Origin of the sequence: Paenibacillus rhizoplanae, assembly GCF_042684125.1 — a bacterium.
Lineage (GTDB): Bacteria > Bacillota > Bacilli > Paenibacillales > Paenibacillaceae > Paenibacillus_AQ > Paenibacillus_AQ rhizoplanae.
Window position 1 is genome coordinate 25250 of sequence record NZ_JBHUKY010000018.1, and the last position, 24043, is coordinate 49292.

Annotated in this window: 22 protein-coding genes; 18 read left to right on the forward strand and 4 right to left on the reverse strand. The window is 53.7% G+C overall.

From position 1 onward, the window contains the following. The first annotated feature begins 1 nt into the window (after position 1). The 7 genes from ACFSX3_RS07375 (at position 2) to ACFSX3_RS07405 (ending at position 6837) form a co-directional block, all read left to right on the forward strand. Complete coding sequence (locus ACFSX3_RS07375) at positions 2-1225, forward strand: Ger(x)C family spore germination protein (RefSeq protein WP_209989502.1); 1224 nt, start codon at positions 2-4, stop codon at positions 1223-1225. A 6-nt stretch (positions 1226-1231) separates the two neighbouring features. Beyond that, positions 1232-1462: a hypothetical protein gene (locus ACFSX3_RS07380; protein ID WP_339218205.1), complete on the forward strand. Its 231-nt coding sequence runs from the start codon at positions 1232-1234 to the stop codon at positions 1460-1462. Between the two features lie 187 nt (positions 1463-1649). After that, a complete protein-coding gene (gene zwf, locus ACFSX3_RS07385; protein ID WP_209989505.1) occupies positions 1650-3167 on the forward strand; it encodes a glucose-6-phosphate dehydrogenase in 1518 nt (505 codons plus the stop codon). A 24-nt stretch (positions 3168-3191) separates the two neighbouring features. Continuing rightward, complete coding sequence (gene gnd, locus ACFSX3_RS07390) at positions 3192-4085, forward strand: phosphogluconate dehydrogenase (NAD(+)-dependent, decarboxylating) (RefSeq protein ID WP_209989510.1); 894 nt, start codon at positions 3192-3194, stop codon at positions 4083-4085. A 126-nt stretch (positions 4086-4211) separates the two neighbouring features. Then, a complete protein-coding gene (locus ACFSX3_RS07395) occupies positions 4212-4835 on the forward strand; it encodes a hypothetical protein (RefSeq protein WP_379256426.1) in 624 nt (207 codons plus the stop codon). 420 nt (positions 4836-5255) lie between these two features. Beyond that, positions 5256-5450, forward strand: coding sequence for a hypothetical protein (locus ACFSX3_RS07400; protein WP_209989519.1), 195 nt, complete (start codon positions 5256-5258; stop codon positions 5448-5450). A 94-nt stretch (positions 5451-5544) separates the two neighbouring features. Beyond that, positions 5545-6837: an L-cysteine desulfidase family protein gene (locus tag ACFSX3_RS07405; protein ID WP_209989520.1), complete on the forward strand. Its 1293-nt coding sequence runs from the start codon at positions 5545-5547 to the stop codon at positions 6835-6837. Between the two features lie 31 nt (positions 6838-6868). Here the strand turns inward: ACFSX3_RS07405 and ACFSX3_RS07410 are convergent, their stop codons facing one another. Further along, positions 6869-7924 (reverse strand): ankyrin repeat domain-containing protein, encoded by a 1056-nt coding sequence (locus ACFSX3_RS07410; RefSeq protein WP_209989523.1) that lies wholly within the window; start codon positions 7922-7924, stop codon positions 6869-6871. A gap of 53 nt (positions 7925-7977) precedes the next feature. Further along, complete coding sequence (locus ACFSX3_RS07415) at positions 7978-8733, reverse strand: DeoR/GlpR family DNA-binding transcription regulator (RefSeq protein ID WP_209989526.1); 756 nt, start codon at positions 8731-8733, stop codon at positions 7978-7980. Positions 8734-8998: 265 nt separating this feature from the next. Between ACFSX3_RS07415 and ACFSX3_RS07420 the strand changes: the two genes are divergently transcribed. The 6 genes from ACFSX3_RS07420 (at position 8999) to ACFSX3_RS07445 (ending at position 16510) form a co-directional block, all read left to right on the forward strand. Further along, positions 8999-10150 carry an iron-containing alcohol dehydrogenase gene (locus tag ACFSX3_RS07420; protein WP_209989531.1) on the forward strand — a complete coding sequence of 384 codons (1152 nt, stop codon included), beginning with the start codon at positions 8999-9001 and terminating at the stop codon, positions 10148-10150. A 29-nt stretch (positions 10151-10179) separates the two neighbouring features. Next, entirely contained in the window at positions 10180-11652 is a 1473-nt protein-coding gene (gene rhaB / locus ACFSX3_RS07425) for a rhamnulokinase (protein WP_209989535.1), read from the forward strand. 15 nt (positions 11653-11667) lie between these two features. Then, entirely contained in the window at positions 11668-12924 is a 1257-nt protein-coding gene (rhaA, locus tag ACFSX3_RS07430; protein WP_209989538.1) for an L-rhamnose isomerase, read from the forward strand. Positions 12925-13002: 78 nt separating this feature from the next. Next, positions 13003-13848 (forward strand): rhamnulose-1-phosphate aldolase, encoded by an 846-nt coding sequence (gene rhaD, locus ACFSX3_RS07435; protein WP_209989543.1) that lies wholly within the window; start codon positions 13003-13005, stop codon positions 13846-13848. Between the two features lie 118 nt (positions 13849-13966). Then, positions 13967-15061 (forward strand): NADH:flavin oxidoreductase, encoded by a 1095-nt coding sequence (locus ACFSX3_RS07440; protein ID WP_209989547.1) that lies wholly within the window; start codon positions 13967-13969, stop codon positions 15059-15061. A 225-nt stretch (positions 15062-15286) separates the two neighbouring features. Then, the gene (locus tag ACFSX3_RS07445; RefSeq protein WP_209989549.1) at positions 15287-16510 is read left to right on the forward strand and encodes a BclA C-terminal domain-containing protein; all 1224 of its coding nucleotides are present in this window, start codon (positions 15287-15289) and stop codon (positions 16508-16510) included. A 910-nt stretch (positions 16511-17420) separates the two neighbouring features. Here the strand turns inward: ACFSX3_RS07445 and ACFSX3_RS07450 are convergent. Further along, complete coding sequence (locus ACFSX3_RS07450; RefSeq protein WP_209989554.1) at positions 17421-17897, reverse strand: hypothetical protein; 477 nt, start codon at positions 17895-17897, stop codon at positions 17421-17423. After that, on the reverse strand, positions 17890-18675 hold the full coding sequence (locus ACFSX3_RS07455) for a MerR family transcriptional regulator (RefSeq protein ID WP_379312777.1): 786 nt from the start codon (positions 18673-18675) through the stop codon (positions 17890-17892). The genes ACFSX3_RS07450 and ACFSX3_RS07455 overlap by 8 nt, the downstream gene beginning before the upstream one ends. Before the next feature lie 169 nt (positions 18676-18844). Between ACFSX3_RS07455 and miaB the strand changes: the two genes are divergently transcribed. The 5 genes from miaB (at position 18845) to ACFSX3_RS07480 (ending at position 23860) form a co-directional block, all read left to right on the forward strand. Then, positions 18845-20395, forward strand: coding sequence for a tRNA (N6-isopentenyl adenosine(37)-C2)-methylthiotransferase MiaB (gene miaB / locus ACFSX3_RS07460; RefSeq protein ID WP_209989558.1), 1551 nt, complete (start codon positions 18845-18847; stop codon positions 20393-20395). A gap of 24 nt (positions 20396-20419) precedes the next feature. Then, positions 20420-20872, forward strand: coding sequence for a RicAFT regulatory complex protein RicA family protein (locus tag ACFSX3_RS07465; RefSeq protein ID WP_209989561.1), 453 nt, complete (start codon positions 20420-20422; stop codon positions 20870-20872). Between the two features lie 150 nt (positions 20873-21022). After that, complete coding sequence (locus ACFSX3_RS07470) at positions 21023-21793, forward strand: NUDIX domain-containing protein (RefSeq protein WP_209989564.1); 771 nt, start codon at positions 21023-21025, stop codon at positions 21791-21793. Between the two features lie 48 nt (positions 21794-21841). Next, the gene (locus ACFSX3_RS07475; RefSeq protein ID WP_209989566.1) at positions 21842-22390 is read left to right on the forward strand and encodes a cysteine hydrolase family protein; all 549 of its coding nucleotides are present in this window, start codon (positions 21842-21844) and stop codon (positions 22388-22390) included. An 18-nt stretch (positions 22391-22408) separates the two neighbouring features. Continuing rightward, on the forward strand, positions 22409-23860 hold the full coding sequence (locus tag ACFSX3_RS07480) for a nicotinate phosphoribosyltransferase (protein WP_209989568.1): 1452 nt from the start codon (positions 22409-22411) through the stop codon (positions 23858-23860). Positions 23861-24043 lie beyond the last annotated feature (183 nt).

Sequence of the window (24043 nt, forward strand, 5' to 3'; positions counted from 1 at the left end):
TATGACAAGCCGAATAAAGAGAGCCGTTGCTGCTTGCCTTCCCCTCCTGCTGATTTCCCTGCTGCTTAGCGGGTGCTGGGAGAGGAAGGAACTGAATGAACTGGCTTTTGTGCTGGCGCTGGGCCTCGATAAAGCGGAGAACGGCTACAACGTAACGATGCAGGTGGTTATCCCCTCTTCTATCTCTTCACAGAATTCGGGAGGAACAGGGGGGAGCGGGGTTCCCGTAGTTGTCTATAATTTCACAGTGCCAACAGTCTATGAATCCCTCCGCAAGTTCAATCTGGTCAGCTCCCGCTCCCCGTATCTGGGCCATATCCGGGTACTGGTGATCGGAGAAGAGCTGGCACGGGAAGGGGTGGGCGAGACGCTGGATGTGATCAAAAGAAGCCGGGAGCCGCGTATGGACTTCTATGTGATGGTTGCACGGAAGACAACTGCCGAGAATGTGCTGAAGGTGCTGACCCCGCTGGACCGGCTGCCGGCTACTAAATTATTCAGTTCCCTGGATAAGTCCTACAAAATTTCCTCCAAGACTGTTGCGGTCACGCTGGATGAATTCATCGAGGACCTGCTCCTCCAGGGGGAGAGTCCGGTGTTAACCGGAGTGGAGGTGGAGGGTGATCCCGAGGCAGGCAGTAAGAAAAGCAATGTGGAACAGACAGACCCCGGAACGAAACTTCACTATGAGGGTGTTGCCGTATTCAAAGGGGACAAGCTGCTTGGCTGGATAGATGATGACTATACGGCTGGCTTCAATTATGTGACTGATAATGTCACCAAAAATACGGGGCACTTCAAAGACGAAACCGGAAGCCTGATCATTATAGAGGCGCTTACCTCCACTACCAGCCGGAAGGTGAAAATCATAGACGGCGACCCGCATATATATTTGAGCGCGGAAACACTATGCAATGTGCAGGAGGTTGAAGGCGCGGATAAGCTGGATACGGAGGCCAAGATCAGATTACTTGAAGAGAAGACGGAGGATCGGATTGTAAAGCGGATGGAAAAAGCTGTAGAGGGAATCAGCAAGCAGTTCAATGTGGATATCTTCGGCTTCGGCCAGTCGATATACCGTAAGAGTCCGAAGGCATGGGAGAGGCTGAAGGAAGGGAAGGGAGAAGACTATCTCAGAACACTCCCTGTCCATTACGAGTCTAGTGTAACGATCAACCGGATCGGTACGATTGATAATTCTTTTCTTGAAGATATTAAGGAGTGAGGCTGTATGCTGCTGGTGCTGATGTTTGCTCTGATTGCTGCAGGCTGTGTAGCCATTGATCTGTCCTCTCTGAAGGGCAGGCAGAAGCGGCGTGACCGTGTGGTCTGGGGTCTGCTGTGGATCGTTGGAATGGCTGCCACGATATGCACGCTGCTCAAAATCCAGGTTCCCAGCCCGCTGCTGCTGATTATATTCATCTTCAAGCCGATCAATGATCTGGTCGCTTCGTGGTTCTGATCATGGCTTCGGTCTCATTGCAGGTCTTCTTCATGAAGGCCTGCTATTTGGCATGTTTGGGTAATTATCGTAAATGTCGAATTGAGATTGACGAATTGAGTTTATAGTCGTATGATGTGTGTTATAAAAGTTCCTGAGTAATATTAAGTAACTATATAATAAAATGATAATAACGGGAGGAATGAAAGTGGACTCATCTACATTTGTACTTTTTGGCGCAACCGGGGACTTGGCGAAGCGAAAAATCTTTCCCGCTCTATACAACCTGTTCACGGATGGCAAGCTTTCCGGTCCTCTCTCAGTCATTGGGCTGGGCAGAAGGGAACTCACTAAAGAGACGTTCCAGCGTCAGGTGCTGGATTCCCTGCGCACCTTCTCGCGCCGTCCGGTAGAGGATACAGCGGCGCTGCAGAATTTCCTGCAGGCTTTTGAATATAGTGTGCTGGATGTCGGGCGTCCTGAGGATTATGTGAAGCTGCTTGGGCATGTACAGCGCCGGGAGGAAGAGCTGAGGCTTCCGCAAAACCGGATGTTCTATCTGTCGGTCGGTCCCGAATTCTTCGGGGAGATTGCCGCAGGCATCAATGCCAGCGGCCTTGGGGATACCCAGGGCTGGAAACGTCTGATCATCGAGAAGCCGTTTGGACGGGATCTGCAGTCGGCACGCGTGCTGAATGAGAGCTTGAGCGAAGCTTTTGCAGAGGAGGAAATCTTCCGTATAGACCACTTCCTCGGCAAGCCGATGGTGCAGAACCTGGAGGTGCTGAAATACTCTAACCCTGTGCTGCGGGCCTTGTGGCAGAACCGGTATATCGCCAATGTTCAGATTACCGCCAGTGAAACGGTAGGGGTGGAAGAGCGGGCGGGTTACTATGATAAGGCTGGCGCGCTGCGTGATATGTTCCAGAACCATATGCTCCAGTTGCTCATGATGATGGCGATGCAGCTGCCGAAGGGCAGTACACCGGAGGATGTGCGCAGCAAAAAACGGCATGTCATCCGTTCCGTCCGGCCCCTGCTTCCGGAAGAGGTAGCACAGCATGTAGTGCGCGGCCAGTATGCAGCGGGGGCGATGCGCGGACAGCAAGTGCCTGCGTATACCGTTGAACCGGGGATCGCAGCCACCTCACAGAATGAGACGTATATTGCTGCACGCCTGTGGATCGATGATCCGCTGTGGAATGATGTGCCGTTCTATATTCGTACAGGTAAGCGCATGAAGGAGAAATCCACACGGATTGTTATAGAATTCAAAGAGCCGTTTAATGATGTGCATAACAAGAACCGTAACAAGCTGCCGCTTGACCCTAATCTGCTGGTGATTGATATTGGCCCGCATGAGGGCATCTCCCTGACTCTGAATACCAAGAATCCGCTTCAGCACGGGCAGCTTGAGCCGGTTAGCATTAAGCATGAGCCGGTCAATCCTGATGTGCCGGAAGCTTATGAGAATCTGATCTATGATGCGATGCTCGGCGATGCCACGTTCTTCGCCCATTGGGAGGAAGTTGAGTTGTCCTGGCAGTGGGTTCAGCCTATAATCGAAGCAACAGCAGAAGGCAGCCTGCCGCTGCACCTGTATCCTGCCGGATCTAATGGCCCGGCGGCAGCAGACCAGCTCCTTGGCGAGTTCCACTGGTGGCTGGATGAACCGGAGAATGCAGAGCCTGCACACGTTCATCGGACAGAGTTAGCTTTTATATGACAACACTATTCGGAGGGATTCATTATGAAAGTCGGATTAATCGGACTGGGCAAAATGGGCTTCAATCTCGGCCAGAATCTATTGGAGCATGCTCACGAAGTAGTAGCGTATGATGTGAATGCCGCTGCCGTGCAGGAACTGGCCGAACGCGGGGCGTCCGGGGCAGCAAGCCTGGAGGAGCTTACGGGTTTGCTTGATTCCCCGCGCGTTCTCTGGATCATGGTTCCCCATACTTTTGTAGATTCAGTGATTGCTGAACTGACGCCCCTATTATCCAAGGGAGATATCATTATCGAAGCCGGGAACTCTCATTATAAAGAGTCGATCCGCCGTCATGACGAGCTTGGCGCCCACGGGATTCATTTCCTGGATGCCGGAACGTCCGGCGGAATGGAAGGCGCGCGGAATGGCGCATGTTATATGGTTGGCGGAGATGAGGAGGCGTGGGCGGTGGCCGAACCGCTGTTCCGGGACACCGCTGTGGAGAACGGGTACCTGTATGCCGGCAAATCCGGCAGCGGACATTTCCTCAAGATGGTACACAACGGCATTGAATACGGGATGATGGCCGCCATTGGCGAGGGCTTCGAGGTGCTGGAGAAAAGCGGGTATGACTTCGACTTCGAGCAGGTGGCCCGCGTCTGGAATAACGGCTCGGTGGTCCGCTCCTGGCTGATGGAGCTGATCGAACGCGCCTTCTCCAAGGACGCCAAGCTGGAGGAGATCAAAGGAATCATGCATTCCTCCGGGGAGGGAAGATGGACGCTGGAGACTGCATTTGACCTGCAGGCGGCGACCCCGGTCATCGCCATGGCTCTGCTCATGCGTTACCGGTCGCTGGAGACCGACACCTTCACCGGCAAAGTCGTCGCCGCCTTGCGCAACGAATTCGGCGGCCATGCGGTGGAGTCGAAGTAAGCAGCAGCAATTAGGCTGAAGCGGTGATATCAGGGGGCTGTCCCAAAGCCATGAAATGGCTGTTTGGGCAGCCTCTTCTGTTTCGGCTTCGGTCGAAAGTCGGGCTGGAAGCGGGACATACGGGAAGTGAAAGGGATAAATCCCATTAAATCGGCCGGAAGCGGGCCGGATGGGAAAATGAAAGGGATAAATCCCATTAAATCGGCCGGAAGCGGGCCGGATGGGAAAATGAAGGGGATAAATCCCATTAAATCGGCCGGAAGTGGGCCCGATGGGAAAATGAAAGGGATAAATCCCATTAAATCGGCCGGAAGTGGGCCGGATGGGAAAAAGAAAGGGATAAATCCCATTAAATCGGCCGGAAGTGGGCCGGATGGAGAACTGAAAGGGGCTGTCCCAAAAGTAATTTTCTATGAGCGACGACAGCCACTTGCAGAAATCCCCGGAAGCCTCGATTGTTCTTCAGTTGTCCAAGCAATTTCCGGTTCTGTCATTCAGCGTACAGCTAATGGGTCGTCTTTTAAGGCAACACCTCCTTACGCAACTGCCGAACGCTCTCTGAGCGATTTTTTTGTTTCTTTTTTAGCATGGATGATCGTGTCCCACTTAAACAGCGGAGCGGACGGAACGACCCGCGTAAAAGCGGAAGCGGTCGCCTTTGTGTCCGGATTTTCACCGCTAAGGGGAATGAAAAAAATCTGGACACAACAGTTATTGGAGCAACGGTCCGTTTGCGGAGCGTCCACCTAAGTGCTCACGTTGGTCCTACTCCGCAATAAAGAGCTGTCCCAAGCAGCCATTTCATGACTTTTGGTTCAGCCCCATTGAATCCGCCGAATACCCGCCAACCGAGCAAATGAAGAGCACTAGTGCACCTGAATTCACCGAATACCCGCCAATCGAGCAAATGAAGAGCACTAGTGCACCTGAATCCGCCGAATACCTGCCAACTGTGCAAATGAAGAGCACTAGTGCACCTGAATCCGCCGAATACCTGCCAACCGTGCAAATGAAGAGCACTAGTGCACCTGAATCCGCCGAATAGCCGCCAACCGAGCAATCAAGCCAATGGAGAAGTGCTGCTCTTTGTTGTGCCTGGCACAGAGAATCAGACAACCCGCCCGAAGCATATAAGTACAGAAACATGAAAATGGGCGGGGGAGATGGCAGGTGTCCCGTAATCAGGAATTCAGAGTCTATCTGATCACGAAGAGAGATATTTTACGGTTTATTGTGGTTGAGATCATAATCGGCAGTATGACGTATAAGCTGGCTTTGAACCTTTGTCATAATACGATTCTGGCGGGGGCGGGGGGCTGGGCCTGTACGGAAGGGCTGAAGCGGCTGGTGAAGCTGGTCGGGTGATGGGTAATAACGGGGATTCCCCGGACTGTCTATCTGATGTACTATATATAGAAACAGACATAGATCGACAGACAGAGGGAATGGTGATGCACAGATGGTTAACCTACTGGAAGTATTACACAAAGAAATTATGCCGGCAGAAGGCTGCACCGAACCGATTGCGGTAGCTTATGCCGTCTCGTTGGCGGCTGAACTGGTGGAGGAGGAGATTACGGCGATTCAGCTGTTCCTCAGCGGCAATATCATCAAGAATGCGATGGGCGTAGGGATTCCTGGTACAGGCCAGACGGGCTTGCCGATAGCGGCGGCCTTGGGTGCGGTGGTGCGCCGCTCGGAGCGGAAGCTTGAGATTCTGTCCGGGCTGACCCCGGAGGAGCTGGCAAGTGCAGAGGGACTGCTGGAGCGTAAGCTGCTGGAGGTTGAGCTGAAGGATACGCCGGAGAAGCTATATATAGAAGCGAGAGTACACAGCAAGAACCATACCGCCACAGCGATCCTGGTAAAAGAGCACACGAATGTGCAGTTTCTGGCGAAGGATGGCCAGCGGCTTGAGCCGAAAATGGACAAGGCCGACTGCGGAGACCCGCTAAGTCTGGACCCTGAGGTATACTCGGTCACACTCGAAGATATCTATGCATTCGTTGAGAATACATCATTCGAGGATCTTCGCTTCCTGCTGGAGGGAGCGGTTATGAATAAGGCGATCTCGGAGGAAGGGCTGCGCGGGGAGTATGGCCTTCAGGTGGGCCGGAAAATGAGCCAGCAATCCGCCCTCAATCTGTTCGGCGCGGATGTGGCGAACCGGATCATTGCCGCAACGGCAGCCGCATCCGATGCACGGATGGACGGCAGTGCCATGCCGGTAATGACGACGGCGGGCAGCGGCAATCAGGGGATTGCCTGTACTATGCCGGTCATTGCTCTGGCCGAGCTCCTCGGCAAAGATGAGGAGACCCTGGCAAGAGCAATGGCGCTCAGCAATCTGATTACCATCCATGTGAAGCATTACATTGGCCGTCTGTCCCCGCTTTGCGGTTCAGGCATTGCAGGCGGTGTAGGGGCGGGCAGCGGCATTGTCTATCTGATGGGCGGGACGCTTGCGCAGATCAAGCACTCCATCCAGAACACGATAGCCTCTACTTCCGGCATGATCTGCGATGGCGCCAAGCCAACCTGTGCACTCAAAATCTCCACGGCTACCAACGCGGCCATTCAGTCCGCCACCCTCGCCATGAACAATATCTCCGCGAGTCTCAATGACGGTGTCATCTTCGAGAAGGTGGAGGATACGATCAAGAATATGGAGACCTTGGTCCAGGAGGGGCTTGCCGCCACAGATCAGGCCATTCTGAATATTATGCTCTCCAAGGGAGCCTCTTCTTCATAGATAGCAGGACAAGTACTGGATGTCTCAGCGTTTAGCGTTTGTAATCCGGTTGCGGCAACGAAACGGGCTGTGGATTGGCAAGTACCCAATTCACGGCCAATTCGCATAATCTGGCCGGCTCATCATTGCCGTTGCCATGGCGCAGGTATCCGGCTAAATCCGCCGCTTCCTTCAGGTGCGTAGGGTCCAGTGGTGTGCCCGAGGCGAAGTGCAGGAGCAGCGCCTTCAGCATTTTACGGAAATCGGCATCCCAGTTGCCTCCGCCGTTATTCATGATTTCATGTGAGATCCGGCCGGTGATGCGAATGACCTCTCCCTGTACGGTGAGCGCATGTCCTGATGCCGGGATTAGTAATTCCCATAGCTCCTGGTGCTGATCCTGCCATCTTGTGCTGTTTACCTCGATCCTGGAAACGCCGTCATGCATCACCCGCGCTGCTACAGGCTCCACATCGAATAGCTTGTACAGTGAGTCCAGGGCCTCGGCGGTTTCGCTTAAGCGCTCTTTATTGAAATTGGATCTGGCGAATTCAAAGCTCTTGCCGATATTCTTCACAGATTCCTTCATCTCCGGTGTGATCACCGCCCCGGCATCCAGCAGGATGTGCGAGATTTCCAGCATGTCGGCGATATCGCTATTCCGGCATTGCAATAGGGCCTTAGACAGCGGTGTGTTCCCCGACTTATTCACCGCATGGACATTGGCGCCGTGGGCCACCAGATCCCGTACCGCCTGTGTACGGTAATAGTTGACCGCAGCGTGCAGCGGGGTCTGATTCTGATAATCTACGGCTTCCAGCTCCGCACCAAGCTCCAGGAACAGAGGGATATTGCCGGACCAGGTTCCGGCCTGCGAATACAGCGGGGTGCGCTGATATTTGTCCCTGGCGTTAATGTCGGCACCCTGCTCCACCAGCCAGCGGACCAGCTCGTCCGGAATCTGCCGGATGCTGAGTGCGGGTTCTTTGTAAGACCCCAAGGTGGCATTCCAATCACATTTCTCAAAAACAGCCTTCAGTGCATCGATATCCCCTGATTTAACCAGCTCGCGGAAGTCCGCGGGTAAGGTTATTCTCTTTTTGCCCATTTGATTATTTCTCCTCCCTAAGATGAATCTCCCATGACAGATCTCCCATAAACTTAGTACAATACTTCCACATTCTGCTCGGACAACAGCTTCAGCCACGCTTCCGAAGGCTTGCGGTCGGTAATCAGCACATCGATCCGGCTTAGCTCTGCGAGCCTGGCGAAGGCCGTCTGGTCGAACTTGGTATGGTCCGCGAGCAGCACAACCTTCTGTGCCTGGCGCAGCATATATTTCTTCAGCTCACATTCCGGTTCATTGGAATCGGTGACCCCGCGGCCCATATCGAGGGCCTTGCAGCTGATTACGGCGGTGTCCACATTGTAGCGCTGGATGGTCTCATGGGCTACGGGGCCGACAAGCGACAGGGAACGGTGGCGGAGTGAGCCGCCTGTAGAAATAATGCTGTGGCTTGAACTCGCGAACTCATGAAGAATATTGATCGAATTGGTGATGATCGTCAGATTACTTTTATTACCCAGCAGCTTCAGGAATTCAAACGAAGTCGAGCTGGGGTCGACCATCAGGGTATCCCCGTCATTAATCAGATCCAGCGCCTGGATCGCTATTGCGCGTTTGATATCCGTATTGAGTGCTCCCCGGGTCAGAAAAGGCAGATCCTCATTGGTATGCCTGTTCAGCATGGCTCCACCGTAGGTACGGCTCACAATGCCATCCTTCTCCAGCTTCTCCAGGTCTCTGCGGATCGTCTCCTCAGTAACCTCGAACATCCGGCTCAGATCGGACACCAGTACCCGTTTGTCCTGATGGACAAGGTCGATTATTTTTTTGCGTCTTTCGGCAGCGAGCATAGGTATCACCTTTCCAGAGTTGATAGTCTTAATATAGACTGTTATTTCTGTGTTGTACAACATGGTGAGCCTCATTTGCTCTGAAACCCACAATAATGATCGTTTATTTCCCACGAAACAAATAATAAACAAATAAAAACAACTTATTTAGTGTTTAAAATGTTGACAACACAGATTAACGGCGATACGATGAGAAGGTCAACAGGTGGAGTGTATGCTTACAGTGTTCATTAACTATTTATGTGCCCGGGAGGCTGGTTAAGCAATGAGTACTCATGTCTATTATGTGCCGTCGATTAACATTATGGGAAAGGGCTGTCTGAAGGACATCGCCCCGTACATTCAAGAGCTGAAGCTGAACAAGGCGCTTGTGGTCACAGACAAGTTCCTGATGAAGAGCGGAATCGCCGGAAGACTGCTGGCTGTGCTGGATGAAGCGGGAATTCAGTATGTGATATATGATGAAGTGAAGCCGAACCCTACCTGCAAAAATGTCCATGACGGCGTAGACTTCCTGAAGCAGCACGAATGTGACTATCTGATCTCTATCGGCGGCGGATCGCCGCAGGATACGGCCAAGGCCATCGGCATTGTTGCCACTAACGGCGGGCATATTGCCGATTATGAAGGCGTTCACATATCCAAAAATAAATCTCTGCCGATTGTTGCGGTGAACACGACGGCCGGGACTTCAAGTGAAGTGACGATCAACTACGTGATTACGGATGAAGAGCGCAAGATCAAGATGGTCATGGTAGACAAGAACAGCATCGCCACCCTCTCGGTGAATGATCCGGAGCTGATGGTCGATAAGCCTGCTGCGCTGACGGCAGCAACGGGCATGGATGCACTGACGCATGCGATTGAAGCGCTGGTCACTCCAGGCGCATATCCGGTAACCGATGCTACCGCACTGGCTGCGGTGGAGCTGATTTTCGCCAATCTGGCGCGGACAGTAACGAATGGACACGATATTGAGGCGCGTGAGCAGATGGTCTATGCAATCTTCCTCGGCGGCCTCGCCTTCAATAACGCAGGCTTAGGCTACGTGCATGCCATGGCCCATCAGCTCGGCGGGGTCTATGATCTGCCGCACGGCGTGTGCAATGCAATGCTGCTGCCTTACGTGGAAGAAGAGAATGCCAAGCATGTGCCGGAGAAGTTCAGAGCGATTGCCAGAGCGGCCGGTATGCATACTGAAGGACGCAGCGACAAGGAATGTGCGGATTACGTCATTGAAGCGATCAAGGCCTTGTCCAAGGAAGTTGGCATTCCTGCCAAACTGTCCGAGCTGGGGGTAGCGGAAGTAGATCTCGATCTGCTGGCTGAGAACGCCATGAAGGATGCCTGCGCGCCCGGTAACCCTTTTATTCCTACCAAAGATGAAGTAATCGCGTTATTCCGCAGAATTCTGTAAATCACCTCCCATAGAATAGGAGATTCCCAATGACCCATCATATCGCCGTCGATATCGGCGCCTCCAGCGGACGGCTGGTACTCGGACAGCTCGTGGACGGGAGCCTCACGCTTGCGGAGCTTCACCGTTTCAGCAATGCCTTCACGGAGCAGGAAGGCTCCTGCTTCTGGGATATGGATTATTTATTGAATGAAATTATTAACGGTCTGCAGCAGGCGAAGCTAAGAGGCATTCACGAATGCACCCTCGGCATTGATACCTGGGCGGTAGATTATGTGCTGCTGGATGCCGAAGGCAAGCGGATAAGCGCGGTCTATGCCTACCGTGACCACCGGACCGACGGGGTGATGGAAGAAGTCGGGCGGCTCCTTCCGCCAGAGAAGGTCTACGCCAAAACGGGCATTCAGCAGCTTCCCTTCAATACGCTGTATCAGCTATATGCGCATGACCGGGAAGAACTGGAGACGGCGGATCAGATCCTGCTGGTGCCGGATTATCTCTACTACCGGCTCGGCGGACGGAAGATGAACGAGGTTACCAATGCATCCACGACACAGCTATTGAATCTGGCGACCCGAGATTTCGACCCTGAGCTGCTGGAATTCCTGGGTCTGCGGCGTGAACAGTTCGCCCCATTGACTGAGCCGGGGAAAGAGCTTGGCTTCCTCTCAGCGGAGCTGGTGGAACGGTATGATCTGCCGGAATGCCGCCTGATCTGCGTGGCTACACATGACACGGCATCTGCGGTACTTGGTGTGCCTGCTCAGAAGGGCCGTGCGTCAGCCTATCTTAGCAGCGGAACCTGGTCTCTGCTGGGAGTAGAGCTGGATCACCCCCTTAATGACCGCAGAGCGATGGCAGCCAATTATACCAACGAGTGGGGCGCTAACGGGACTTACAGGTTCCTGAAGAATATTATGGGCCTCTGGCTGATCCAGGAAATGCGCAGGCTGGACGGAGAAAGGTTTAGCTTCGCGGAACTGGCAGAGCAGGCCGGTGTATGCGCAGGCTTCCGCAGCCTGATTCCCTGCAATCATCCGCGGTTCCTGAACCCGGACGATATGATTCAGGAGATCCGCCAGGCCTGCCTGGAGAGCAGCCAGCCTGTGCCGCAGACGGCGGGCGAGCTGGCCCGCTGTATCTTCGACAGTCTGGCGCTATCCTACCGCAGCTATCTGTCTGAATTGGAAGACCTCATCGGGGGGCGCATCGAAGTGCTGCAAATTGTCGGCGGCGGCGCTAACAATAGGCTGCTGTGCCAGCTGACGGCGGATGTGACCGGCAGGGAAGTGCTGGCCGGACCAACCGAATCCACAGCCTTGGGTAATCTGGCTGTGCAGATGATTGAGGCGGGCCGCATGGCAGACATCCATGAAGCCCGGCGGATCATCGGCCAGTCCTTTGCGATCCAGTCTTATCTGCCGCAGCCGGTTCCTCAGCTAACGGAGCTGCTAGACCGCTGGAAGCAGCTTCATCCGGGAGCAAATATTCACAATATGTAATTAGGAGGCAACAGCATGGATCAGAGCATCATTAACAGCTACAACGAAGCGAAGAAATTATATGCAGCCCATGGGATTGATACGGACGGGGTGCTGAAGAAGCTGGCCCGGATCAAAATCTCACTCCATTGCTGGCAGGGCGACGATGTACGGGGCTTCCTGTTCAAGGATAAAGAGCTGAGCGGCGGCATTGCCGTGACCGGCAGCTACCCCGGCCGGGCCGGTACACCGGATGAGCTGCGTCAGGATTTGGAGAAGGCCCTCTCGCTGATTCCCGGCAAGCATAAGGTCAATCTGCATGCGATCTATGCTGATACGAAGGAGCAGGTGGATCTGGATGAGCTGGCGCCGCGCCATTTCACGAACTGGGTGGAATGGGCCAAGGAGCAAGGTTTAGGTCTTGATTTCAATCCGACCTGCTTTTCGCATCCGAAGGCGGCAGACGGCTTCACCCTCAGCCATGCGGACGAAGAGATCCGCAGCTTCTGGATTAAGCACTGCAAGGCTTCCCGCAGAATCGCGGAGAATTTCGGCCGTGAACTGGGGCAGCCCTGTGTAACGAACTTCTGGGTACCGGACGGCTATAAAGATACTCCGGTGGATCGTCTGGCACCGCGCGTACGTCTTAAGGAATCGCTGGATGAAATCTTCAGCGAGGAGATTGATCCGCAGTACAATATTGATGCCGTGGAGAGCAAGCTGTTCGGTATCGGCTCGGAGAGCTACGTTGTCGGATCACATGAGTTCTACATGGGCTACGGCCTGACACGCGGTAAGGCCATCTGCCTGGATGCCGGGCATTTCCATCCGACGGAAGTGATCTCGAACAAGCTCAGCTCCATCCTGATGTTCAGTGAGCAGCTGCTGCTGCATGTCAGCAGACCGGTCCGCTGGGACAGTGATCATGTGGTCACGATGGACGATGAACTGCTGGAGATTGCCCGCGAGCTGGTTCGCGGGGAGCTGCTGCCGCGCACGCATATCGGGCTCGACTTCTTCGACGGCAGCATCAATCACCTGGCGGCTTGGGTAATCGGCACGCGCAATACGATCAAGGCCCTGCTGCGCGCTATGCTGGAGCCGATTGAGGAGCTTCGGGCCAATGAACAGGCCGGAGATTACACCTCACGGCTGGCCCTGGTGGAAGAATTCAAGTCCTACCCGTTCGGTGCTGTCTGGGATTACTACTGCGCTTCGCAGGGGACTCCGGTCCGCGAGCAATGGCTGGCTGAAGTGAAGCGCTATGAGCAGGACGTATTGTCTCTAAGATAAGATCAGGCTGCTGAAATCACAAAATCACAAAATAACAAGTACCCGCACGCTGAAGGTGCATATAGAAGGAGAGAGTATATGAGTACTTCCGTAATTGAATCCAAAGGGTATATATCCGGCGTCACCGCGCCTTTTATTGAGGAAATGTCCGAAATTACCCATCACATGTGGTCGTTGGGCTGGGATGAGCTGAACGGGGGCAACGTCAGTTACCTCCTGGATGAAGAAGAGGTAGCCAAGTATATCAATATCCGTGAGCCGCTGCGTACGATCAGCCTTACCTTCCCTGTAGCGGAGCTGGCGGGCAAATACTTCATCGTTACCGGATCAGGCAAGTATTTTCGTAATGTGATCAAAGACCCGGAGGCCAATCTGGGTGTGCTGCGTGTAAGCAGCAGCGGTGAGAGTGTGGAGGTGCTATGGGGACTGCGGGGCGGCGCTGTTCCGACCAGTGAGCTGGCTTCCCACTTCATGAGCCATATCGAACGGCTGAAGGTAGATCCGGCGCACCGGATTGTGCTGCATACCCATGCAACGAATGTCATTGCCATGACCTTCACCCATGATCTGGATGAGCTGAAATTCACCAAGACGCTGTGGGAGATGTGCACAGAATGTCTAGTGGTCTTCCCGGATGGCGTCAGCGTCATTCCCTGGATGGTGCCGGGGAGCAGCGAGATCGGCCGGGCCACCGCTGACCGGATGAAGGAATACCGCGTGGTCATCTGGCCGCAGCATGGGATCTTTGTGACCGGTGCGACGATGGATGCCACCTTTGGACTGGTCGAAACGATAGAGAAAGCTGCGATTGTGTATAACCTGATCGGCGGAAGAGAGGTTCGGCAGAAGATCACCGATCAGCAGCTGGCAGATCTGGCGACAGCCTTCCGGGTGACTCCAAAAGCCGGAGTGCTGGACTTATAAGACTTATCGAATCTCTTAGACTGGCAGTCATTTGCATTTGCCGCCGGGAACCGTCATACTAATGCTTACTTAAAGTAATCATCAAGTAATCATCGTATGAAATGGAGGCTAATGGATTATGAACGTTGCTGCATTGTTTGAACCTTTTGAAGGCGGAGGCTTGTCCCTAAGCAACCGCGTAGTTATGGCACCGATGACCCGGGTGCATTCTCCTGAGGGCGTACCTGGGCCTGAGGTGGCGGCGTATTACCGCCGCCGCGCGGAAGGCGGAGTGGGCCTGATCATTACCGAAGGCACAGCCATCGATCATCCGGCGGCAGTCAGCCATCAGGATATCCCGAACTTCCATGGCGAAGCCGCCCTCGAGGGCTGGGCGCAGGTCGTGAGCGGGGTGCATGCTGCCGGGGGCAAGATTATGCCTCAGCTCTGGCATGTCGGCATGGCCCGCAGCATTGGTGAGCTGCCTAACGCTTCGGCGCTGCCGATCGGCCCGTCCGGGCTGAATCTGGCTGGAGAACAGGTCACGGAGCCGATGACTAAGAGCGAGATTCAGGTCATCGTCAGTGCCTTTGCCAAGGCAGCGAAGGCGGCCAAGGCCATCGGCTTCGACGGCATTGAGCTGCACGGTGCCCATGGCTATTTGATCGACCAGTTCTTCTGGGAGAAGACCAACCACCGGACCGATGAATACGGCGGCGATCTGGAAGCGCGCACCACCTTCGCGGTGGAAGTGATCGATGCCTGCCGCCGCGCGGTAGGACCGGATTTCCCGATCGTACTCCGCTTCTCGCAGTGGAAGGCCGGGGCCTATGACGCTAAGCTGGCAGCGACTCCCGAAGACCTGGCCCGCTTCCTCACCCCGCTCAGCAATGCCGGTGTGGATATCTTCCACTGCTCGACCCGGCGGTTCTGGGAGCCGGAATTCGCAGGCTCGGAGCTTAACCTGGCAGGCTGGACCAAGAAGATTACAGGCAAGCCTGCGATCACAGTAGGTTCTGTCGGCCTGGACAGCGCATTCACCAGTGCGGTTACGGAGAAGAATGAGGATGACAACCTTGAGCGGCTGCTGCTCCGGCTGGATAAAGGCGAGTTCGACCTGGTAGCGGTAGGCAGAGCCTTGATCAGTGATCCGGCTTGGCCTGCGAAAGTGCAGGCAGGCAAGATTAACGAGATTATTCCGTTCACCTCGGAGTCTACCAAGACATTGTATTAATCAATAGAGCTTGATCTGTAACACCCTGTGCCAAGCCATTAGGTTAGACTTCAAGTCTAGCAGCTCATGGCTGCCCGCATGGGGTGTTTTTTTTGCGGGTGAATCTTTGAAGATGTACTGATTGTTACTGTTTCTAATAATAATACCAATATGCCAACACTCTTCTGTATTCTCTCGAATATTGCTATTAATATAGCTGGATTTAGATTGAGAGGGGAGCTGGAAATGGCAATTTTATCTACAGGACCGATTGAGAATAATATTGCAAGCAATACGGGGACCCGCCCGACTCAAAGGGTAACACTCAAAATAGACGGCCGCAATATAACCGGATTCTTCGATATTCTTATTTTGGGTTATACCCTGAACGGCATACGCACCTTATATGTGCAGGAGGAGATCAGTGTGGCTCCCTCCCAAGTGGTTACCAGAATTTACTATGCGGACCTGGATGCTTTTGAATTCGTGTTCAACACGACAGGAACGGCAGTCTCGGAAGCGCAGGTATCCCTATGGGGCCAAAATGCCAGCGGGCAGTTGGTAACAGCACACCGGCTGGTCTCGCAGGAGTTGCTGGGAGAAGGGGCAACAGGAGTCACCGGAGCCACAGGTGTGACGGGAATAACGGGGGCCACGGGTGTGACGGGTGCAACAGGAGTCACCGGAGCCACAGGTGTGACGGGAGTAACGGGTGTGACGGGTGCCACGGGTGTGACGGGTGTGACGGGTGTGACGGGAGTGACGGGAGTGACGGGAGTGACGGGAGTGACGGGAGTGACGGGAGTGACGGGAGTGACGGGTGTGACGGGTGTGACGGGAGTGACGGGTGCGACGGGGGCAACAGGAGTCACCGGAGCCACAGGTGTGACAGGAGCCACGGGTGTAACAGGTGTGACGGGGGTAACGGGTGTGACGGGGGCAACAGGAGTCACCGGAGCCACAGGTGTGACAGGAGCCACGGGTGTAACAGGTGTGACGGGTGCAACAGGTGCAACTGGAGCCACGGGTTTGACTGGTGTAACGGGAGCCACAGGCGCACTGGCGTCATCTTATGCTTATATTTTCAATACGGCGGCTCAGACCGTGGCTACCGAAGCGGATGTTACTTTTGACAGCAATGAGAGTCTTGTCGGCTTCTCGCATACCCCTAATACAGCTCAGATTAATGTTGAGAATGCAGGAGATTATGCGGTAATCTTCATTGTCACCGCAGTGGAACCGAATCAGTTCACTTTGTATCTGAACGGTGCACCTGTAGGTGGCAGCGTCTATGGTTCAGGAGCGGGAACACAGCCTAACCCCGGGATGGTGATTATCTCTGTAGTCCCCGGCGATGTAATTACTTTAAGGAACCATTCCAGTGCCGCTGCAATTACTTTACAGACCCTGGCCGGAGGAACGCAGATCAACTCCAACGCATCGATTTTGATCTATAGGCTTGGGGATTAAGACGTCTGGCGGCAAGCTGGTTATAATAAATAAGTCCGGGACCTTACATTAAAGGCCGGGCTTTTTTGTCGTATAGGAAATTATATTATCCGTCTGTTGTGGATAAGGGGGCGTAGCGTGGGGAGAAGTACTCTTTGAATGATCCGGAGGCCGCATGAGTATATGAGGAGCTCAGAATGTATGGCGTGAAGGCTTGTGGCCCGAATGTATGCGGAAAACGGCATACATTTGCTAGCGCGCAGGTAATCTCATTCACCCGCAGGGTGATTTTGTTCAAACATATAGAATTTATATGTTGCACATGATAAATTATCCTTCTATTTCTCGCTGAAACGGTACCGTCCTTTAAAAGGACGGCAAAGCGTTTCCACTTGCGCTGGAGATACTCCTGAGTTGCGTGCCTCATACTGAAGCTCTAAGCAATAAGTTATTTTAAATCTGATGTTATACAAGACGCAATAGTCAGACTACTGACTTGCCCTCTCTTCCTGCCGCCGCGCGATAGGACCGGATTTCCCGATCGTACTCCGCTTCTCGCAGTGGAAGGGCGGGGCCTACGACGCTAAGCTGGAGGAGACGCCGGAGGATCTGGCCCGTTTCCTGACCCCGCTCAGCAATGCCGGGGTAGATATCTTCGCATTCACCAGTGCGGTTATGAAGAATAATGAGGATAACAACCTTGAGCGGCTGCTGCTCCGGCTGGATAAGGGGGAGTTCGATCTGGTGGCAGTAGGCAGAGCCTTGATCAGCGGTCTGGCTTGACCTGCCAAGGTACAGGCGGGTGCGATTCATGAGATTAATCATTTTACCTATGATTCCACTAAGACTTTGTATTATTAGATAGCTACCCTGTGAAGCGTCCTGTGCCCATGGCATGGGGTGTTTCTTTTTGCCCAGCCATCCCAATCCATTATCCAGGGCCCAGGCGGAACTTCTTCTCGCATACAGACTTCGCAATATCCCCTCTGGATTTATGAGTCGCTACTACCTCTCCGTCATACAGGATTGTGCAGCTTATCCAAGTGGCATCGGCATCCTTTTCTGCTTGTACCCTGGTAGAGGTTAACGGTATGAACGTGTCTTTGGGGACAGCAAATTCCTCTCTGTAAGGGAGTTGGATAGAATCGAAATACACACTCTGCGGATGGTCACGGGCATTGACTTCTACCTCCAGATTAAGTGCTGCATCACTATCACTTTCAATTAGCACCTCTACGAGTATAGCGTCCGCTTCCGGTTCAACCGTTGCTGTTGACTCCTCAGCTTTCTTTTCAGGTATTGGATCTGTAGCTGTTCCACAGGCTGACAATAGGATCACTACTCCTGCCAGTACAGCCAGCATCCAAGGATTCTTAAGAATGCCCAGTGATTGTAGCCCTCTATTCATGCCGGTTCTCCTCTCTATGCCCAAGATAATATCCGATCATCTCATCTACAAAAGACATCATTGCGCTATCCATGCCCATCACGACAGGAGTCGCACCGTCAGCGGGCCGGATCATTTCCCAATATCTATCCAGCAGCGTCTCATTACCTTCAAAAAGGTCCAGCGCCATGTTATATAAACGGCCAGCCAGCGTTTGAGCTTCTGAAGAATAGGGGGACGAGGCCATCAACGATACGGCTTGCTCTAAAAGGCGTACAAGCTCCTCCGCTTTGTTGCTGCCGCCGCCCAGGATAGGGAGACGCTTAAGCAGCTCAACCTCCTCAACAGTTAGTGACGGCTCCTCCCTGAATTCGGCTGGAATGATTCCATCGCTTAGAGGACGGTCATTCATAGCTGCAAGGACCTGCATTAAATCTTGCAGATGCTCTGTACCTTTGAGCCGGACGGTATGAAGAGTAGACCTGAGATAATACTGCTTGCGGCTTAACTCTTCTTTTTTTCGTTCGATCAGCTCGATCTGCTCATGCAATGATGCTATCCAATGGTCATGTTCATCCGCAGGACTCTGATTCTGTAACAGCTCTTTTATTTGCTCTAAGGTGTAGCCGATCGATTTCAATAACAGAATTTTTTGAAGCCGGATTACAGCTTGGTTATCGTAGAAGCGGTAACCGTTCTCAGAGACCCTTGTGGGCTGCAGCAGTCCTATATGCTCATAGTGGTATAAGGTTCTTTTGCTGATATTCGCTGTCTTCGCTAAATCGCCAATACGGATCATAGTCACGACTCCCTCCTTATCATCACTTTAAACGATAACGTATACGTTACAGTAAAGCCCCTAGCTCCTGAAATGTTCAGAATGGATTATCTTGGGAGCGGTATGATATAATTTCTCATTAGAAAAGCACGAAAAATACGGGGACATCAGCAGAGGATGTGACTTTAGCATGGCGAAGGGGAGCAAGGATTACGGGCAGTATTTCGATTTCACGGATGCCAAGATCATCAGCGAGACCGAGGGCAAGACCACCTACCGGATCAAAGGCAGAAACGTGCAGATCAACAGCCAGCCCGATTACAAGGAAGGCAAGCGGCGGGGCAAGGAAGAGATTGAGGTGCTGTATCATTTCGACATTCCACCGGAGATGGCAGATTTCGGTGCAGGCAAGAGCTATCATATTACCACTTACGGCTGCCAGATGAATGAGCATGACACGGAGACGATGAAGGGAATGCTGGAGCAGCTCGGTTACCGGGCGGCTGAAGACCGCAGTGAGGCTGATATTATTTTACTTAATACATGTGCGATCCGCGAGAATGCGGAGGATAAGGTATTCGGAGAGCTGGGCCATCTCAAAACGCTGAAGCTGGAGAAGCCCGGCCTGCTCCTGGGGATCTGCGGCTGTATGTCCCAGGAGGAGGGCGTGGTCAACCGGATCATGAGCCGGTACGGCTTCGTTGATCTGATTTTTGGCACACATAATATCCACCGCCTGCCGGAGCTGATCAAGGAAGCGGTATTCAGCCGCGAGCTGGTCATCGAGGTCTGGTCCAAGGAAGGCGATATCATCGAGAATCTGCCGAAGAAGCGGGAGGGTCTGCGCGCCTGGGTGAACATTATGTACGGCTGCGACAAGTTCTGTACCTACTGCATTGTGCCGTTCACCCGGGGGAAGGAGCGGAGCAGACGTCCGGAGGATGTCATTGCCGAGGTGCGGGAGCTGGCCCGCCAGGGGTTCAAGGAAGTGACGCTGCTGGGGCAGAACGTGAACGCCTACGGCAAGGATTTTACGGACATTGAGTATACCTTCGGCGACCTGATGGACGACATGCGTGGGATCGACATTCCGCGTATCCGGTTCATGACCTCGCATCCGCGTGATTTTGACGATAAATTGATTCATGTGCTGGGCAAAGGCGGCAATCTGGTGGAGCATATCCATCTGCCGGTGCAGTCGGGAAGCACAGCCGTGCTGAAGCGCATGAGCCGCAAATATACCCGTGAAGCCTATCTGGAGCTGGTCCGCAAAATTAAGGCAGGCGTGCCGGATACGGTGCTGACTACTGATATTATCGTCGGCTTCCCCGGTGAGACAGAGGAGCAGTTCGAGGAGACACTGTCCCTGGTGCGCGAAGTAGGGTATGATATGGCGTATACCTTCATTTATTCTCCGCGCGAAGGGACTCCGGCAGCCGGGATGGAGGATAATGTTCCGCCAGAGGTCAAGAGCGCGCGTCTCCAGCGTCTTAATGATCTGATCAAGGAGCAGAGCCGGCTGGGGAATGAGCGGATGCTGGGCCAGCAGGTGGAGGTTCTGGTGGAAGGCGAGAGCAAGAATAATGCCCGGATGCTGGCCGGACGTACCCGTGACAGTAAGCTGGTGCATTTTGAAGGCCCGTCCTCCCTGATTGGCACGCTGGTGCAGGTGAGCATTACGGGCGCGAAGACTTGGTACATTAGAGGGGACTATCAGGCGGAAGCCGCAGCGGTCCTCTAATTATAGAGAAATGGGGCGAGAAGAATGAGCCAGGAAGAAGCACGACTGAATGAATATGGCATGCAGACCCATAATACCCGGGATTTAATTGTTCGTGAGGATATTATGGGCAAAGCGAAGGACTTGGCTGCACTCATCTCCACCAGTGAGGAGGTCCGTCATTTCCAGCAGGCCGAGCAGAAGATTCTGAATCACGAGCGTGTGCAGGGACTTATTGCTACGATTAAGAAGAAGCAGAAGGAGATCGTGGCGTTCGAGAGCTTCAAGAACCAGACGATGGTCGAGAAGATTGAACGTGAGATTGAAGAGCTGCAGGATGAAATTGACAGTATCCCGGTTGTGAACGAGTTCCAGCAGAGCCAGAGCGATATCAATTATCTGCTGCAGATGGTAATTTCGGTGATCAGGGATACCGTTTCGGATAAAATCAATGTGGAAGCAGGCACCGAGGCGCCGCCCTCCACATGCGGAGATTAATGCAGAACCCCCGGGGGGCGGATGTGAATCCGTCCCTTTTACATATTTTAACGCAATCTTCCGGCCCTGGCGGTTGATTTTGTGCGGACAGGTTTGGTACATTAAAAGATACGAACAACAAACAATAGCTGCGGCAAAGGATGATCTATAGTGACTGAGAACGCGGAACAAACCTATAACGCCAAGAAGTACCGCACTCCGGATGGCGTTCCGGCGGATATTGTCATGTTTACACTGACCAAGCGCGAGCGGAAGACCGTCACGAAGACGCTGCCGCTGCGCGAGCTGAAGGTGATGCTGGTCCGGCGCAAAAAATGGCCGTGTGCGGGCATGTGGGCCCTGCCGGGCGGCTTTTGCCAGGAGGATGAATCGATCTATGATGCTGCCACGCGCGAGCTGAAGGAAGAGACGGGCGTAGACGGCGGACATTTGGAATATCTCGGCGTCTACAGCCAGCCGGGCCGTGATCCGCGCGGCTGGATTATCAGCCATGCCTTCTTTGCGCTGGTGGAGGAGTGGATGCTGGAGCAGCGGCAGGCCTCGGATGATGCAGGCGAGGTTGGCCTGTTCACACTGAAGGAAGCGCTGGAGGAGCTGGAGCTGGCTTTTGACCACCATGACATTATTACCGATGCCTACCTGCGGATTCAGCAGCAGATGCTGCAGACGACGATTGCCCGGCAGTTCCTGCCGCGCCATTTCACACTGAGTGAGCTGTACCAGGTGATTCAGACAGTGGTGCCGGAATTCAAAGAACCGAATTTTATCCGCAAAATTACGTCAACACGCAGCCGTCAGGGTATATTAAAAGAAGTGAGCGATGAAGCGGGGAATCCGCTCAGCTCCAATCAATACTCCCAGCGCCCGGCACAGCTCTATATGTTCACGGACCATGAGCCGTTATTATCCATCTATACGTAAGGTGCCGGGAAGTGCAAGCCCATTAACCTTTTAGGAGGCTGACCTATCATGAGAGCACTGATTGTAATTGATTTCACGAATGATTTCGTTGACGGGAACCTGCCTGTCGGCCAGCCCGGCATCGATATTGCGCCCAGAGTCAGTGAATTGACGGAGCAATTTGTGCGCAGCGGGGATTATGTAGTGATGGCTGTAGATTTGCATGAAGTGGATGATCCGTACCACCCGGAGACCAAGCTGTTTCCGCCGCATAATCTGCGGGGAAGTCAGGGGCGTGAGCTCTACGGCAGCCTGAAGGCTGTCTACGAGGCGAACCGGGAATCCATCTACTGGATGGACAAAACGCGTTACAGCGCCTTCTGCGGCACAGATCTTGCCTTGAAGCTGCGTGAGCGGGGCATTACCGAGGTGCATCTGATCGGGGTATGTACGGATATCTGTGTGCTGCATACGGCGGTGGATGCCTACAATCATGGCTTTGGGATAACGGTGCATGAGGATGCCGTCGCCAGCTTTAATCCTGACGGTCATGTATGGGCGCTTGGACACTTCCGCGGCAGTCTTGGCGCGAAGGTTGTCACAAATACAACAGTGTAACTACTAGGAGATGAGGACTTGAGGAGAGAACTTGCTCTACATACAGACAAATATCAGATTAATATGATGTATGCCCACTGGATGAATGGTACACACAAGCGCCGGGCAGTATTCGAAGCCTATTTCCGCAAGCTGCCGTTCGGAAACGGGTTCGCCGTGTTCGCCGGGCTGGAGCGGATCGCCCAGTACATCGCGGAGCTTCGGTTCACGGAAGAGGATATCCGCTACCTGTCGGAGCAGGAAGAGAACTATGCGCCGGCCTTCTTGGAGGAGCTGCTGCAGTTTCATTTCCAAGGCAGTATCCATTCCATGAAGGAAGGGGCTCTGGTCTTCCCCGATGAGCCGCTGATCCGGGTCGAAGGCACGATTATGGAGGCGCAGCTTGTCGAGACAGCAATTCTTAACTTCATGAACTATCAGACGCTGATTGCTACCAAGGCATCGCGTATCAAGCAGGTGGCCCCGCATGATACACTGCTGGAGTTCGGCACGCGCCGCGCGCAGGAAGCGGATGCCGCAGTCTGGGGCGCTCGCGCTGCTTATGTCGGCGGTTTCCACGCGACCTCGAACATGCTGGCCGGCAAAAAGTTCGGCATCCCTACGAAGGGCACCCATGCCCATTCCTGGGTGCAAAGCTTCCCGAGTGAGCAGGAAGCGTTCGACGCCTACGCGAGAGTGATGCCGGACGGCGTGACGCTGCTGGTGGATACCTTCGATACCCTGCGCAGCGGTGTGCCGAATGCGATCAACACGGCGAAGAAGCTGGAAGCGCAGGGCAAACGGATGAACGGCATCCGGCTGGACAGCGGTGACCTTGCTTATCTGTCCCGCAAGGCGCGCGAGATGCTGGATGAAGCCGGGCTGCAGTATGTGAAGATCGTGGCCTCCAATGATCTGGATGAGAACACCATCATGAACTTGAAGTCACAAGGGGCGGCGATCGACACATGGGGGGTTGGAACCCAGCTGATTACCGCTGCGGATCAGCCTTCGCTGGGCGGCGTCTACAAGCTGGTTGAGATTGAAGCTCCAAGCGGCGAGATGATCCCTACGATTAAGATCTCTTCCAACCCCGAGAAGGTATCTACGCCGGGCAAAAAGGAAGTCTACCGCATTATCGGCCAGAACGGCAAGGCGCTGGCGGATTATATCAGCTTCGCGGATGAGCCTGCGCCCCGCAGCGGTGTCCGGCTGAAGCTGTTCAACCCGCTGCATCCTTATATGAAGAAGCATGTGGAGCGCTACGACGCGGTGCCGATGCTGGAACCGATTGTGGTGAACGGCTTCCAGGTCTATACCCTGCCGGATCTGGCGGAGATCCGCCGCTACCATCAGGAGCAGCTTGACCTTTTCTGGCCGGAGTATCTGCGTAAGCTGAACCCGGAAGTCTTCCGCGTGAACCTCAGCGAACAGCTGTGGAACCGCAAGCAGCAGCTGATTGCGGAGCATATGATTACCGATGTCGAGTAGAAACTGTTCCAAATTTCATTAGAGCAAGAGTATAGTCAGCCCTCTCAGGCCTGCCGTGTGAATTCTGCGGTTTGAGAGGGCTTTTCGTGTGAGCGGCCATCTGCTCATTGACAGCAAGTCTCTGAAATCATATATTGAATATGTTACAAATGGAAGAATTGGAAGAAAGAGATCGATTTTTGC